Raw genomic sequence first — 14,642 nt, forward strand, 5'->3', positions numbered from 1 at the left:
AATGGCAAAAGTAATGAGCGGACAAAAACCTGTGACACCCTCTCCTGATGGCATTGCGGCATCAGTTCAAGCCGCGAAAACACGGGGCTTACCCCCGGTTCACCTGTGGAATCCTCCGTTTTGTGGCGATCTGGACATCCGGATCGCCAAAGATGGCACCTGGAGTTATTTAGGGTCGCCCATCAACCGGTTCGAGCTTGTGAAGCTATTTTCCTCAATTCTTAAGAAAGAAGGGGGCAAATATTACCTCGTGACCCCGGTCGAAAAGGTGGGAATCACCGTCGAAGATGCGCCGTTCGTAGCCGTGGATTTCGACGTTGAAGGATCTGGGCAGGCCCAAAAACTAACTTTCTCGACGCTTGTGGGGGACACAGCCACCGCTGGGCCGGATCATCCTATCCGGATTGTCATTGACCCGGAAACGGAGGAGCCGTCACCTTATATATTGGTGCGCGCAAACCTTGAGGCCCGGATCGACCGCAAGAGCTTTTATCGGCTGGTCGACATAGCAGAGCATGATGATGAGTGGTTCGGCATTTGGTCCTCGGGCCAGTTCTTTCCACTGATCCGGTCCCAGGATTTGCCTGATTAGGTGGGGCGGGTGCCCCGCCGATCCTGTGCCAAAATCACGGCTACAGCCACGATCGCGGCACCAAAAGCGCGGGTCCAGTTCCAGTCTTCGCCCATGACCAACATGATCAACATCACGTAAAACGGCGCAATGTTGATGTGAAACGCGGACAAGGCGACGCCAATCCGGCTTATGGACGCGATGAAAAGCACCTGGCTCAACCCCATCGCGATGAGCGAATACATCACAAGCATCCCGGCTTGGCGCACATCAAACTGCGCGGTCGGCAAAACATCCATTCCAAACTGGGCCGCCCCAAACAGCAACAGCGCAGCCATTATCAGACCACCGACAAAGGTAATCGTGGTGCGTCCGGTCTGACTAAGCTCTGGAAAGTCTCGCGCAGTTGCCATGCTTGCCCAGCAAAACAGGCCTGTAGAGACAACTGCACAAATCGCGCCCAGCCCAAGCTGGGCTGGCATCAACGCACTGGTGGCAATCAGGCCCCCGATGATCGACACAATCACGCCCAAGGCAAAATTCCAGCGCAAACGCCGCGTTCCCGCCGCCAGTTCCAATATAGTGGCCGTCAACGGGGCACATGAGGCAATGATGGCGACCGTTACGGGATCCGTCAGCTTCTGCGCGACGATGATCAGGAACATTCCGCCCCCAATACCAAAGCCACCGACCAGCATCGCATGCCCCCAACGGGCCCGAAGCACCCGGCTTGGACCGTCGAGCCAAAACCACAGCGGGACCATAAAAAGAACGGCCAGGCCTAACCTTGCGGCCAAAAGAGCCACAGGCGGCCAGGTTTGCAGCAACACTTCTGCCGCCGGAAATCCCGCAGCCCATGTCAGCATAGAAGCAACCGCAAGGCCGTTGCCGGATAGGGCGGAACGTCGCCCAAGCGATACAGAAAGGCTATCCCCGCGCACGGGTTCAGGGCCACAAGCCATGTTGTCAGACCTACTGTTTGGACGCTGATCGGAAATAGTCTGCAGCGTTTCGGCAAAGGTTCCTGATTCGCGCCGGGCGATCTGGTCGGTTTTCGACAATCTGTCGTTTTCAGTCTCTTTTACCGCGCATTCGCTACAGCTAAGGTCCGGCAACAAGATGTCTGGGAACACCAATGCCGAAATTTGCTGCCAACATATCGCTGCTCTTTGCCGAGCTACCTTACCTCGACCGGTTTCAAGCCGCAGCCGAAGCCGGATTCCAAGCGGTCGAGATTCTGTTTCCGTATGACCTGGCTGCCAAGGAAACCCGCCGGGCGCTTTTGGCAAACGGTCTTGAGCTTGTTTTGATTAATGCGCCGCCGCCAAACTACACCGGCGGCACGCCCGGATACGCGGCTGTTCCGGGCGGCAAGGATCGGTTTCAATCCGACATACGGCGTGTCATGCGCTATGCCGACCTGCTGAAACCCGGGCTTATCCATATTATGTCGGGATATGCGTCCGGGCCGGATGCACTGGATGCTTTTGTCCAGAACCTGCAGTGGGCTGCTGACTTTGCGCCTCGGCAAAGTTTCACGATCGAACCCCTTAATCCCGTTTCCCAGCCCGACTACTTCCTGAACGACTACGATCTGGCCGCTGAGGTTCTGGGTCGGGTAGATCGCCCGAATGTCGGTTTGCAATATGACAGCTTTCACGCACACATGATCCACGGAGACGCGCTGGACGTCTGGAATCGCTTTCACCCTCTAGTTTCGCACGCGCAGATCGGAGCAGCCCCGGACCGATCCGAGCCCGGACGCGGTCCGACAGATTTCGCAGCCCTGTTTTCCGCGTTCGACGAAAAAGGCTATGGCGGGTGGGTTAGTGCCGAATACACGCCTTCGACGACGCAAACTTTCAACAGTTTGGGATGGATACACCTCTGATATCTGGTCTTTTCGTGAAAAATCGCGCAGATACCATCGTAACGGCCTCAAGGAAGTGTGTGATGATCCCTGCTCGCTTTTCCCGCATTGTGTTTTGCCTGATCATGTCGGGGCTGATGTCTTGCATTGTCACTGGCATTGCCACGGTCAAGGCTTTGGGGCTGGGCCCAACTACCTTTAATGACTGGATGGCGTCTTGGGGATTTTGCTGGCCCATCGCGTTTACAGTGATCTTTATCCTGGGTCCAACGGTTCACCGGCTGGTGGACTCGTTGGTGAAATCTCAGGACTGACTCGCCGCGAAATAGACCCGAGGGTTCGTGCGACCCTTAATGAGCCTCGGCCCAGTTCGCACCCTGACCCGCATCAACACTCAGCTTCACATCCAGTTTCACGGCAGGATCACACGCGCCTTCCATGACTTGCCGCGCCACGCCGACGACCTGATCAACTGCATCCTCGGCCACTTCGAACAGCAATTCGTCATGGACCTGCAACAGCATCTTTGCGGGAAGCCCGTTGATCGCCTTCGGCATTCTCACCATGGCACGTCGGATGACGTCCGCTGCCGTGCCTTGAATCGGCGCATTAATCGCCGCGCGGCGTGAGAAACCGGCATGCGGCCCCTTGGCATTGATTTCGGGCGTGTGGATTTTGCGTCCGAACAGGGTCTGCACGTATCCATTCTCCTTCGCGAAGGCGACCGTGTCGTCCATATAGGCTCTGATCCCCGGGAAACGTTCGAAATAGCGGTCAATGAAACCTTGCGCCTCAGCCCGCGGAATACGCAGGTTACGCGCCAGACCGAAACCCGAGATGCCGTAGATCACACCAAAGTTGATCGCCTTGGCCTGACGACGGATATCTGGCGTCATTTCATCCAGCGGGACATCGAACATTTCGGACGCGGTCATCGCGTGGATGTCCAATCCATCTGTGAACGCCTGTTTCAGCGCCGGAATGTCGGCGATATGGGCCAGAATCCGCAGCTCGATCTGGCTATAGTCGAGGCTGACCATCACATTGCCCGGCTCGGCAATAAACGCCTCACGAATGCGGCGACCTTCTTCGGTGCGCACCGGAATGTTCTGCAGGTTCGGATCGGTCGAGGCCAGACGCCCCGTATTCGCCCCGGTGATCGAATAAGACGTATGCACCCGCCCCGTGTCCGGGTTGATATGGGTCTGAAGCGCGTCCGTATAGGTCGATTTCAGTTTGGACAGCTGACGCCAGTCCAGCACCCGGCGGGGCAGTTCGTGTTCTGTGGCGAGGTCTTCCAGAATGTCGGCCCCGGTCGAATACTTCCCGGTCTTGCCCTTCTTGCCACCCTCAAGCCCCATCTTGTCGAACAGAATCTCACCCAGCTGCGCGGGCGAGCCGACGTTGAAATTCTCACCAGCCAATTCGTGAATTTCAGCCTCTAATCCAGCCATTTTCTGCGCGAATGCGTTGGACATACGGCTCAGGACATCACGGTCGACCTTGATGCCGTGCATTTCCATTTCTTTGAGAACCGGCACCAAAGGCCGTTCCAGCGTTTCATAAACAGTCGTTACCTGAACCTGATGCAGTTGCGGTTTGAACAGCTTCCACAGGCGTAGGGTTATATCTGCATCTTCGGCCGCATAAGCGGTGGCCTCATCAATCGGCACCTTGTCAAAGGTGATCGCCGACTTACCCGAGCCCAGCAGGGGTTTTATCGGAATGGGCGTATGGCTCAGGTAGCGTTCCGACAGGGTATCCATGCCATGCCCATGCTCACCGCCATGCATCGCGTAGGACATCAGCATCGTGTCATCGATCGGCGCAACACTCACGCCATAACGCGCGAAAATCTTGGCGTCGTATTTCATATTCTGCCCGATTTTCAGGATCGACGGGTCCTCAAGCAGCGGTTTCAGCAGGGTCAGAGCCTCATCCAGCGGCATCTGCCCCTCGGCCAGCGCGTCTGAGCCAAACAGATCATCCGCCGCACCATCGCGGTGGGTCAGCGGGATGTAACAGGCTTCACCGGCCTCAATGCACAGCGAGATACCAACCAGATCAGCGATCATCTCATTCAGGCCGGTGGTTTCGGTATCTACTGCAACCCAGCCCCGCTCGTACGCCTGATCGATCCATTTTTGCAGCGCACCTGCATCCCGCACGCATTCGTATTTCGAGGCATCAAAGGGCAGCGCCTCGGCCTCTTCCACCTCGGCGACCGGCGCGGGCGCGTCGGCAATCATCGGCGCCTCGGCCCCCAGCTTGTCCGCAATGCGTTTGGTCAGGGTGCGGAATTCCATATCCGCCAGAAAGCCCAGCAGGGTTTCGGCATCGGGGTCTTTCACCTCAAGATCGTCCAACGTGAAATCCAGCGGAGTGTTTTCGTCCAGCTGTACCAGCTTTTTCGACAGCTCAATCTGGTCGCGTTTTTCGATCAGGGTCTGGCGGCGTTTGGGCTGTTTGATCTCTTCGGCGCGGTCCAGCAGGGTTTCCAGATCGCCGTATTCATTGATCAGCAAAGCCGCCGTCTTGACCCCAATCCCCGGAGCGCCCGGAACGTTGTCCACAGAATCCCCGGCCAGCGCCTGCACATCGACCACGCGTTCGGGGCCCACGCCAAACTTCTCGACCACCCCATCCCGGTCGATGCGCTTGTTCTTCATTGCGTCCAGCATCTCAACGCCGTCGCCGACCAACTGCATCAGGTCCTTGTCGGAACTGACGATGGTCACACGGCCCCCGGCCTCACGCGCCTGAACGGCCAACGTGGCGATGATGTCGTCGGCCTCGTACCCCTCAAGCTCTTTGCAGGCGATGTTGAAGGCGCGGGTTGCCTCGCGGGTCAAAGGCATCTGCGGGCGCAGATCCTCGGGCATCGCCTCGCGGTTGGCTTTATAAAGGTCATAAAGGTCATTGCGGAACGTGTGCGAGCCCTTGTCAAAGATCACCGCCACATGGGTCGGCGCGTCGGGCCCGGCGTTTCCTTCGACATATTTCTGCAGCATGTTGCAAAAGCCCGAGACCGCACCAATCGGCAACCCGTCGGATTTGCGCGTCAATGGGGGCAGCGCGTGATAGGCCCTGAAAATAAAGGCCGATCCGTCGATCAGATGCAGGTGACACCCTTTTCCGAAATTGCTCATGCGCGCTCTCCCTGTCGGTCAGAGATGGTTCTGCCACAGGGCCGCGCAAGTGACCAGTCAGGAACGTGTCCTAGCCCCCAAAGAGGCCGCTGAAAACGTCCGAAAAACTGTGTACCAGCGCCATGATGACCAGCACACCGAGGAAGGCAAAAAACGCAAAGGCGAAAAACTGAAACAGGATTGCACCGACGCCAATGACCATACCTGCAATGGCTGGTCGGCGTTTTTCGTGGCGCAGGATGCCGATGACCGAAACAACAATCGCCAACCCGCCCAGCATCGCCACACCGATTTGCAGAAAATCGTCCAGATCGCGTGCTCGGGCTACGGGCTCGGGCTGCTCGGCCCCGGTAGCGGCGCGCAGGGTCGATTTCCCGATCTCGGCCGCCAGTTCACCAAGGGTTACCCCCGTTGATTGCTGGGGCGCAAACGGCCCTGCCCAAAACACGAACAAAGCGGCAAACAATGCCAAAGCAGAGATACAAAACCCGATCCAGCCGAAAACCGGGCTGGCTGTGTCGTTGGTGGCAACGTCGGTCATAAAACTCACCCAAAACAACTTTTGAAAACCAGTAACACAAAAATCACGGCAAGACTTGGGCGGGGACAAAGCACGCGCGGAAAAAGGCTAAGTCTGTGCTTTGGGGGACATAACCGACCCCGCGCGGAATAGGAAATCAGCCTGTCTTAATTTAGTGGATGCCAAGTAGACCCAAAGATACACGCACACCAACTTTATGAGTTTCGGAAGGCTCTGCTGTTTTTGTCCCAATGCAGCCCGACTTTTCCAGCGATAGAATGCATTTGCTTGTTCAGCGAACGATCGTTCAACATGCGACTGAGACTGCGCAAAGGTACCAGGTTCCGCTCGCCATACCCGTCAATCAGGAAAAACATCGGGGTTTTATCCCGCAACCCGTGGACGATGTTTTTTTCATGGATATCTCGCCCCACGATCTGCAGTTGAAACAGCTTTTGCGCGAAGCTGTTCAGTTGCTCCAGCATCTCAGCAGTCAACGCATTTTTTGCGCATAAGGTGGACAGGTGATCGGAAAGCTGACCGTCGGCAGACGTGACTTTCTCCACAACCACGCCAGGTCCGAAATTCGTTTGCGCCACCCCGAAGCAACGCGCCAGGGGCAACCGCGAAATTTCATCGCCGATCTTCAAAGCCGCCTGCATTTCGCATTCAATTTCCTTGAGCGCGTTTCGGTAATGCGAGTCGGGCAAAAGGCGCCGAACCAGACGTTTTACGAAAGATCTGTTCTTTCGGGTACGCGGGCGGGTGACTTTGACCAGCAACCCGGGCTGATCAGGATACGCATAGACGTCGCGATGGCCACCTTTTGTCAGAAGGTCCCCGTCAGAAAGCTGCAGTTGATCAAGGGCAAACAACATCGGGCCTTCCTGTTAAAAGAACGGTTCTGGTTCACAGGGCCGAAAGGCTGTGATCTGGCACGCAATGATGGTCAGCTGTCAGCCTGCGAGCCCTTCAGGATGTATTTGCAATCGCAATACGGGCATTCGACCCAACCGGTGTCTTCGGGGATTTGCAACCACACGCGCGGATGGCCCAACGCACCTTCGCCACCGTCACAGGCGACACGGGCGGTTTCGACGATCTTGGTTTCCGGCGCTTCGATGGTCACGGCTGGCGATCCTTCTTCGGTTGTCGGCCTCGCGGGCATGTATTAGGTGCGTTTATGAGCGATGAGCAAACCGGGGGCAAGAGCCACATGAGTGATGCGGCAATCAGGATCGAAGGACTGCGCAAGACCTATCGCGGCGGCAAGGGGCAACCCGAAAAGCACGCCTTGAAGGGCATAGACCTGACTGTTCCACGGGGTTCCGTCTTTGGCCTTTTGGGGCCAAACGGGGCAGGAAAATCGACATTGATCAATATTCTCGCGGGTCTGGTGGTGAAAACGTCGGGCAATGTGTCGATCTGGGGCTTTGATCAGGACCAACACCCACGCCAGTCCCGCGCAGCAATCGGGGTCATGCCGCAAGAGCTTAATCTCGACCCATTCTTTACCCCGCGCGGTGCTCTGGAAGTGCAGGCCGGGTTATACGGCGTCCCAAAGGCGCAGCGCCGCAGCGATGAGATTCTGGAACTCGTCGGCCTCAGCGACAAGGCCGAGGCCTATGCGCGTACGCTGTCGGGCGGCATGCGGCGGCGGCTGTTGCTGGCAAAGGCGCTGGTGCATCATCCGAAAATCCTTGTGTTGGATGAACCCACGGCGGGCGTCGATATTGAACTGCGCCAGATGCTGTGGACAAATGTTCGCAAACTGAACGAACAGGGTATGACCATCATCCTGACCACGCACTACCTCGAAGAAGCGCAAGAGATGTGCGACGAGATCGCAATCATCAACCATGGTGAAAAGATCGCACAGGACAGCACTTCGAACCTGCTTAGCCGGATGGACAGCCGCACAATGGTGATCATCCCTGATAGCCCTGTTATCGAATTGCCTGCCACCGATGGGGTCGACGCGGGGCTTCGCGACGATGGCAGCCTTGTACTGCAGTATCGCAGCACCCAGACCAGTGCCGAGCAGGTTCTGGAATCCGTGCGCACTGCGAATATCCGCATCCGTGACGTCCGCACCGAAGAGGCCGATCTAGAAGACGTCTTTCTTGCGTTGACCTCTAGTCGCGCAGGCGATGCCCCGGCGGACGACCACGATCAGCCGCGCCGAGGGATCCATAGGGTTAAGCTTTAGGCCCGGTCGATCCGCGCCTGATAGCAGTTGTTCCGGGCGGATCGCACGTGGATATAGGCAATGTCGGGGCGATCAAAGATATCCTTTACCGCAACGCCAATCTGTTCCTTAGAGGCAATCTTGCCGGTGCCATAGACGATCCGGTCGTCCATCCCATACCCCTTGATCAGATAATCCGGGGAAGTTGTTAAAATCTCAGGCAAGGCCGCGCCTTCATATCGCTCGCACGGGGCAGCACACAGGAATATCGGGCCCGTTTCGGCATATGGATGTGTCTCTAAGAAAGGGCGATGTGCCAGTATCAACATCTCGTGGCCTTCGGGAATATTTTGCAGACAATGACGGCAGGGATTGCCGGAACCGTTTGAAACAGCACGCTCAGGCGCGGCGCCGTAAGCGTCCGGCCCTCCGGCCTGAAGCGCACGTACCTGGGTTGTGGGCAGGGCAGTGATCTTGAACATCTCGCGTCTCCTTTTTCTATCACCTTGCTCAGCGGGACAAACCTAAGCGACCCGTTTCCTGCGCAAAGGACTCGAAAAAGAACAAAAGGTGAATATAATGTGGAATCGCCATGTATGCCGAGCTGTCGATCACGTCGAATTTCACCTTTCTCACCGGGGCCTCGCACCCCGAGGAGTATATGGAGCGTGCCGTGACCCTGGGTCTGCCCGCCGTCGCGATTGCCGATGACAACTCAGTCGCCGGAGTCGTCCGCGCCCATACCCAAGGGCGCGAGATCGCCCGCAAGGTGCGCGAACGGCTGGAGTGGGAGGCGCAGCACACATCCATCGGCCCGCCCTGCCCCGATCACATTCCCAAGCCGCCCTCCTACCCGATCCACGCAGTCCCCCGCCTGATCCCGGCAGCGCGGCTGATCTTCACCGATGCGCCCACCGTCACCGCCCTGCCCCTGAACCGGCAAGGCTGGGGGAACCTGTGCCGAATCCTGTCCGCAGGCCGCCTGCGTGCGGAAAAAGGCGATTGCATCCTGCACCTGTCCGACCTGACGGAGTTCTCCGACGGCCTTCACCTGCTGCTCTGGCCACAGGCGACCCGGTCGCAGGGCGGCGCGAGCGCATGGCGGACACAGGCGCAACAGCTGACGCGCCGCTTTGCCGGGCGGATGCATCTGTTGATGCACCCCAGATATGATGGGGCAGACAGCACATATTTCTCTTTATTAGAGACTGAATCACAACAACTCAGTATCCCCACCCTGGCCAGTGCCACACCGATGATGCATCACGGTGCTCGCCGCAAACTGGCCGACGTGCTGACCGCCATCCGCCTGCGCCGCAAGGTCGATGATCTGGGCCGCAATGCCCTGGCCAATGGCGAACAACGCCTGCGGTCCGAGGCCGAAATGCTGCGTATCTTCAACGGTCATGAGGGGGCTGTGGCCCGCGCCCACATACTCAGCGAACAGCTGCAATTCTCGCTGGATGAGCTGCGTTATGAATATCCCAGCGAGGGCAGCGAACAGGAAACTCCGACCCAGCGCTTACACCGTCTAGCCCATGAAGGGCTGAAATGGCGTTATCCGGCGGGCGCATCAGAGAAAGCCAAGAAAATGCTGGCGCATGAGCTGACCCTGATCGGCAAGCTGAAATATGAGCCCTATTTCCTCACCGTCCGCGACATCGTCAAATTCGCCCGGTCCCGCGATATTCTGTGTCAGGGGCGCGGCTCGGCAGCCAATTCGGTGGTCTGCTACTGCCTTGGCATCACCGAGGTCAGCCCCGAGCTGGGCACGATGGTCTTCGAACGCTTCGTCTCCGAAGCACGGGACGAGCCGCCCGATATTGACGTGGATTTCGAACATGAACGCCGCGAAGAGGTAATCCAGCATATCTATGACCGCTATGGCCGCAACCGCGCGGGTCTCTGCGCCACTGTTATCCACTATCGCGGCAAACGCGCCATCCGCGAGGTCGGGCGGGCGATGGGCCTGACCGAGGATACGATTTCGGCGCTCTCATCACAGCTCTGGGGGTTCTTCTCGGCCAAAGGGCTTGAGGCCGAACGGATGCGTGAGATCGGCCTGGATCCAGAAGATAAGCGGCTAAAACAGACTCTAATGTTGGTCTACGAGATAGACGGTTTCCCCCGCCACCTGTCTCAGCATGTCGGTGGGTTCATCATCACCGAAGGACGATTGGACGAACTTGTCCCCATCGAAAACGCCACGATGGAGGACCGTACGGTCATCTGCTGGGACAAGGACGATATCGACAGCTTGGGTATTCTCAAGGTCGATGTCCTCAGCCTTGGCATGCTGACCTGTATCCGCAAGGCGTTCGATCTGATCACCCAGCATCACCAGACGAGCTACACCCTTGCCACCCTGCCGCCCGAGGATCCGGCGGTGTATGACATGCTCTGCAAGGCAGACAGTATCGGCGTGTTTCAGGTGGAATCACGCGCGCAGATGAACTTTCTGCCTCGGATGCGGCCACGCAATTTCTATGATCTGGTGATCGAGGTCGCCATCATCCGCCCCGGCCCCATTCAGGGCGACATGGTTCACCCTTACATTCGACGACGAAACGGAGAGGAGGAGGTCAGCTTCCCCTCGGATGCCTTGGGTGAAGTCTTGGGCAAAACGCTGGGTGTGCCGCTGTTTCAGGAGCAGGCCATGCAGATCGCCATCGTTGGCGCAGGTTTCACCCCGGAACAGGCCGACCGCCTGCGACGTTCGCTGGCGACGTTCAAGAAACACGGCAATGTCAGCGAATTCCGCGCTCTTTTCCTGCGGGGGATGAAACGCAACGGCTATGACGATGAGTTTGCCGAGCGCTGTTTTTCGCAGATTGAGGGGTTTGGGTCCTATGGCTTCCCCGAAAGCCACGCGGCCAGTTTTGCGCTACTGGTCTATGCCTCGGCCTGGATCAAATGCCACCATCCGGGCATCTTCGCCTGCGCGCTGCTGAATTCACAGCCGATGGGGTTCTATGCGCCCGCCCAGATCGTGCGCGATGCCCGCGAACACGGGGTGCAGGTGCGCCCGGTCTGCATCAATGCCAGTTTCTGGGACAATGTGATGGAACCCGACGGTCACGGCGGGTTGGCCCTGCGGCTGGGGTTCCGCCAGATCAAGGGCCTCAGCGAGGAAGACGCCAGTTGGCTGACCGCCGCGCGCGGAAATGGTTACCATCAGGTCGATGACGTCTGGCGGCGCGCGGGACTTGGCCCGTCGGTGATCGAGCGGTTGGCCGAGGCCGATGCCTTCGCCGCCTGCGACCTGACAAGGCGCGAGGCGCTGTGGCAGGCCAAGGCGATCGCGACCGCCAAACCCCTGCCCCTGTTCTCGCAGGATCTGGAGGGCGAGGCGCTGAATGAGCCCGAAGCCTATCTGCCGCAGATGACGCTGGGCGAGCAGGTGGTCGAGGATTACGTGGCCACCCGCCTTAGCTTGCGGGCGCACCCGGTCGCCCTGCTACGGCATCTCCTGACACCCGAACCACGCGACAAAACCACGCCTGTTGCCTGACACGACAAACGGATATTGCCCCAAAACAGAGTCGATTTTGGTGTATTCATGACCAGACCACCCCTGCCTCCGCGCTTTCCGGCGACGCCTGCGCAGATCAACGCACAGGTCCGCGCCTTCTATGCTCGTGTGCGGCAAGACACAGTGCTGGGCCCGATTTTCAACAAACATGTCCACGACTGGCCCGCGCATGAGAACAAGATCGCTGCCTTCTGGCGCAACGCCATCCTGTTTGAGCGCAGCTATGACGGCAATCCACAACGGGTTCACATAGAACGCCCCGACGTCCAGCCCGAGATGTTCGCCCATTGGCTGGACCTGTTTGAAGAGGTCGCAAACCAAACCTTGCCTGCAGAAACCGCAACACCGTGGGTCGCTTTGGCCCGGCGGATCGGAGTGGGGATGCGGGTCGGCGTGCAATCTGCGCGCCAACCAAAGGATGCACCGCCGATCCTGCGTTGATCTCAGGTCATGGCGGGTTTGACATGTTAGCGGTAAAATAGGGGCTATTCGCACCCGCGAATTCGGTTTAATCAGTATCCACACAGCCCGAGCTCCAGCTCGCGCTGCATTCGGCAGATCGCCAACACACCGACAATTGCCCGAGGCCAGACTATGAGCACTCAGAACACCACCCTTCGGGGACTTGGCTATGCGTTTGCGGGCTTTGCCGTCTTCGCGACTCATGACGTACTGATCAAGGTGCTGGGCGGGACCTATTCGGTGATGCAGATCATCTTCTTCGCTACGCTGTTTTCCTTTGTACCGATGGCCGTGACGATCCTGACCGACCGGACAACAGGTAATTTCCTGCCGCATCACCCATGGCTGGTCCTGCTGCGCTCGGCCCTGATGGTCACATCCATGGTCTGCGCCTTCTACGCTTTCTCGGCGCTGCCACTGGCCGAGGTCTATTCACTTCTGTTTGCCTTCCCACTGTTCGTGACTGTCCTGTCGATCCCGATATTGGGAGAGGTCGTGCGCGCTCAACGTTGGGCCGCCGTCGGCTGTGGCCTGATCGGGGTCTTGATCGTCCTGCGCCCCGGTGCCACGGATATCACTCTAGGCCATCTCGCGGCCCTGACGGCGGCTTTTTCCAGCGCGCTAGGATCTGTTTTGGTGCGCAAGATCGGGAATGAGGAACGATCGGCCGTGCTGATCCTCTATCCCATGCTATTGGCCATTGTCGTCATGAGCTTGATGCAACCCGCCGTTTACCAACCACCCTCGCTGCTGCATTTGGCGATGATGGCGCTGGTGGGCGTGTTCTCGGTCATCGCACAACACCTGATCATCCTTGCCTATCGCGCCGCGCCCGCAGGGGTCGTCGCCCCCAGCCAATATAGCCAGATCATATGGGCAACGCTGTTCGGCATGGTCTTTTTCAACGAGCGGCCCGATGGTTGGGTCGCGGTCGGGGCCAGCATCATCATTGCTTCGGGCGTCTATGTGGTCTGGCGCGAAAGCCGGGCGAACACCTCGTCGGTCAATACCCCGGTTCTGCGGGTCCGCTCGCCCCGGTCCGACACGGGCGCAACCCGACCCGGCAAATAAAAACGGCGCGCCATTCACAGCGCGCCGTCCTCAAAATCGCAAGTTCAGGGCCTTAGTACACAACAACCGAACGGATGCTTTCGCCTTTATGCATCAGGTCGAAGCCGTGATTGATGTCGTCCAGACCCATGGTGTGGGTGATCATCGGGTCGATCTCGATCTTGCCTTCCATGTACCAGTCGACAATTTTCGGCACGTCGGTCCGACCACGCGCACCGCCGAACGCTGTCCCACGCCATGAGCGGCCGGTGACCAGTTGGAACGGACGTGTTGAAATCTCGGCCCCCGCAGGTGCCACGCCGATGATGATCGATTCACCCCAACCTTTATGCGCCGACTCCAGCGCGTCGCGCATTACGCCGACATTGCCGGTTGCGTCGAATGTGTAGTCCGCGCCACCCTTGGTCAGATCGACCAGGTAGGGCACCAGATCGCCTTCGACCTCTTTGGGGTTCACGAAATCGGTCATACCGAACTTGGTGGCCATCTCGACCTTGGCAGGGTTCAGGTCGACGCCGACGATCTGATCGGCTCCGGCCAGACGCAGGCCCTGAATGACGTTCAGACCGATGCCACCCAGACCGAACACAATCGCACGGCTACCGATTTCTACCTTGGCGGTATTGATCACGGCACCGATGCCGGTGGTCACACCACAACCGATGTAGCAAATTTTGTCGAACGGTGCGTCCTCACGCACCTTGGCCAGCGCGATCTCAGGCAGAACAGTGTGGTTCGAGAAGGTCGAGCAGCCCATATAGTGCAGGATCGGATCACCATCCAGCGTCGAAAAGCGCGAGGTTCCGTCCGGCATCAGCCCTTGCCCCTGCGTGGTGCGGATTGCCTGACACAGGTTTGTCTTTGGGTGCAGGCAGTATTCGCATTCGCGGCATTCCGGCGTGTAAAGCGGGATTACGTGGTCGCCCGGCTTCAGGCTGGTCACGCCGGGGCCGACCTCAACCACAACGCCTGCGCCTTCGTGCCCCAGAATTGCGGGAAACAGCCCCTCGGGGTCAGCGCCCGACAGGGTGAATTCATCGGTGTGGCAGATGCCGGTAGCCTTGATTTCAACCAGAACTTCACCGGCTTTGGGGCCTTCGAGGTTCACATCCATCACTTCCAAAGGTTTGCCTGCCTGAACGGCGACGGCGGCACGGGTACGCATTGTGCTTGTCTCCCTGTCAAATTTGCCCCGACCCTGCGTCAAATGCAGGGCGTTTTCAACTGCGCTTTCATGGCAGACCCGCTAAACATCTGATATTGCAGAAACGACATTGTC

The 14,642-nt window shown here is 58.3% G+C and carries 14 protein-coding genes; 7 read left to right on the top strand and 7 right to left on the bottom strand.

What is annotated here, in order from left to right; translation table 11 throughout:
- The first annotated feature begins 13 nt into the window (after positions 1 to 13).
- A complete protein-coding gene (locus ACR0DG_RS07245; protein ID WP_480695753.1) occupies positions 14 to 592 on the top strand; it encodes a DUF1285 domain-containing protein in 579 nt (192 codons plus the stop codon).
- On the opposite strand, the gene ACR0DG_RS07250 is transcribed toward ACR0DG_RS07245, so the two are convergent.
- Positions 589 to 1,704: a DMT family transporter gene (locus ACR0DG_RS07250; RefSeq protein ID WP_480707088.1), complete on the bottom strand. Its 1,116-nt coding sequence runs from the start codon at positions 1,702 to 1,704 to the stop codon at positions 589 to 591. The two genes, ACR0DG_RS07245 and ACR0DG_RS07250, sit on opposite strands and share 4 nt — an antisense overlap.
- A 2-nt stretch (positions 1,705 to 1,706) precedes the next feature.
- Here ACR0DG_RS07250 and ACR0DG_RS07255 point away from each other — a divergent pair, with 2 nt between their 5' ends.
- Entirely contained in the window at positions 1,707 to 2,462 is a 756-nt protein-coding gene (locus tag ACR0DG_RS07255) for a hydroxypyruvate isomerase family protein (RefSeq protein WP_480695756.1), read from the top strand.
- A gap of 62 nt (positions 2,463 to 2,524) precedes the next feature.
- Complete coding sequence (locus ACR0DG_RS07260; protein WP_480695758.1) at positions 2,525 to 2,755, top strand: DUF2798 domain-containing protein; 231 nt, start codon at positions 2,525 to 2,527, stop codon at positions 2,753 to 2,755.
- Between the two features lie 36 nt (positions 2,756 to 2,791).
- Here ACR0DG_RS07260 and polA read toward each other — a convergent pair whose 3' ends face one another.
- The 4 genes from polA to ACR0DG_RS07280 form a co-directional block, all read right to left on the bottom strand.
- Positions 2,792 to 5,590 carry a DNA polymerase I gene (gene polA / locus ACR0DG_RS07265; protein WP_480695760.1) on the bottom strand — a complete coding sequence of 933 codons (2,799 nt, stop codon included), beginning with the start codon at positions 5,588 to 5,590 and terminating at the stop codon, positions 2,792 to 2,794.
- Between the two features lie 70 nt (positions 5,591 to 5,660).
- Positions 5,661 to 6,131, bottom strand: a complete 471-nt coding sequence (locus ACR0DG_RS07270) for a hypothetical protein (protein ID WP_480695762.1) — start codon at positions 6,129 to 6,131, stop codon at positions 5,661 to 5,663.
- Positions 6,132 to 6,325: 194 nt separating this feature from the next.
- The gene (locus tag ACR0DG_RS07275) at positions 6,326 to 6,988 is read right to left on the bottom strand and encodes a YrbL family protein (RefSeq protein ID WP_480695764.1); all 663 of its coding nucleotides are present in this window, start codon (positions 6,986 to 6,988) and stop codon (positions 6,326 to 6,328) included.
- A 71-nt stretch (positions 6,989 to 7,059) separates the two neighbouring features.
- Positions 7,060 to 7,239 (bottom strand): zinc-finger domain-containing protein, encoded by a 180-nt coding sequence (locus ACR0DG_RS07280; RefSeq protein WP_480695766.1) that lies wholly within the window; start codon positions 7,237 to 7,239, stop codon positions 7,060 to 7,062.
- A gap of 87 nt (positions 7,240 to 7,326) precedes the next feature.
- Between ACR0DG_RS07280 and ACR0DG_RS07285 the strand changes: the two genes are divergently transcribed.
- Positions 7,327 to 8,319 (top strand): ABC transporter ATP-binding protein, encoded by a 993-nt coding sequence (locus ACR0DG_RS07285; RefSeq protein ID WP_480695872.1) that lies wholly within the window; start codon positions 7,327 to 7,329, stop codon positions 8,317 to 8,319.
- Here the strand turns inward: ACR0DG_RS07285 and ACR0DG_RS07290 are convergent.
- The gene (locus tag ACR0DG_RS07290) at positions 8,316 to 8,780 is read right to left on the bottom strand and encodes a DUF1203 domain-containing protein (RefSeq protein WP_480695768.1); all 465 of its coding nucleotides are present in this window, start codon (positions 8,778 to 8,780) and stop codon (positions 8,316 to 8,318) included. The two genes, ACR0DG_RS07285 and ACR0DG_RS07290, sit on opposite strands and share 4 nt — an antisense overlap.
- A 110-nt stretch (positions 8,781 to 8,890) precedes the next feature.
- Between ACR0DG_RS07290 and ACR0DG_RS07295 the strand changes: the two genes are divergently transcribed.
- The 3 genes from ACR0DG_RS07295 to ACR0DG_RS07305 all read left to right on the top strand — a co-directional run bounded on the left by ACR0DG_RS07295 (position 8,891) and on the right by ACR0DG_RS07305 (position 13,363).
- Positions 8,891 to 11,809 carry an error-prone DNA polymerase gene (locus ACR0DG_RS07295; protein WP_480695770.1) on the top strand — a complete coding sequence of 973 codons (2,919 nt, stop codon included), beginning with the start codon at positions 8,891 to 8,893 and terminating at the stop codon, positions 11,807 to 11,809.
- 48 nt (positions 11,810 to 11,857) lie between these two features.
- Entirely contained in the window at positions 11,858 to 12,271 is a 414-nt protein-coding gene (locus ACR0DG_RS07300) for a group III truncated hemoglobin (protein WP_480695772.1), read from the top strand.
- A gap of 153 nt (positions 12,272 to 12,424) precedes the next feature.
- Positions 12,425 to 13,363, top strand: coding sequence for a DMT family transporter (locus ACR0DG_RS07305; RefSeq protein ID WP_480695774.1), 939 nt, complete (start codon positions 12,425 to 12,427; stop codon positions 13,361 to 13,363).
- Between the two features lie 52 nt (positions 13,364 to 13,415).
- Here the strand turns inward: ACR0DG_RS07305 and ACR0DG_RS07310 are convergent, their stop codons facing one another.
- Positions 13,416 to 14,528 (bottom strand): S-(hydroxymethyl)glutathione dehydrogenase/class III alcohol dehydrogenase, encoded by a 1,113-nt coding sequence (locus ACR0DG_RS07310; protein WP_480695776.1) that lies wholly within the window; start codon positions 14,526 to 14,528, stop codon positions 13,416 to 13,418.
- Between the last annotated feature and the right edge of the window lie 114 nt (positions 14,529 to 14,642).

The sequence above is a fragment of the Ruegeria sp. BG8 genome, from assembly GCF_056538325.1.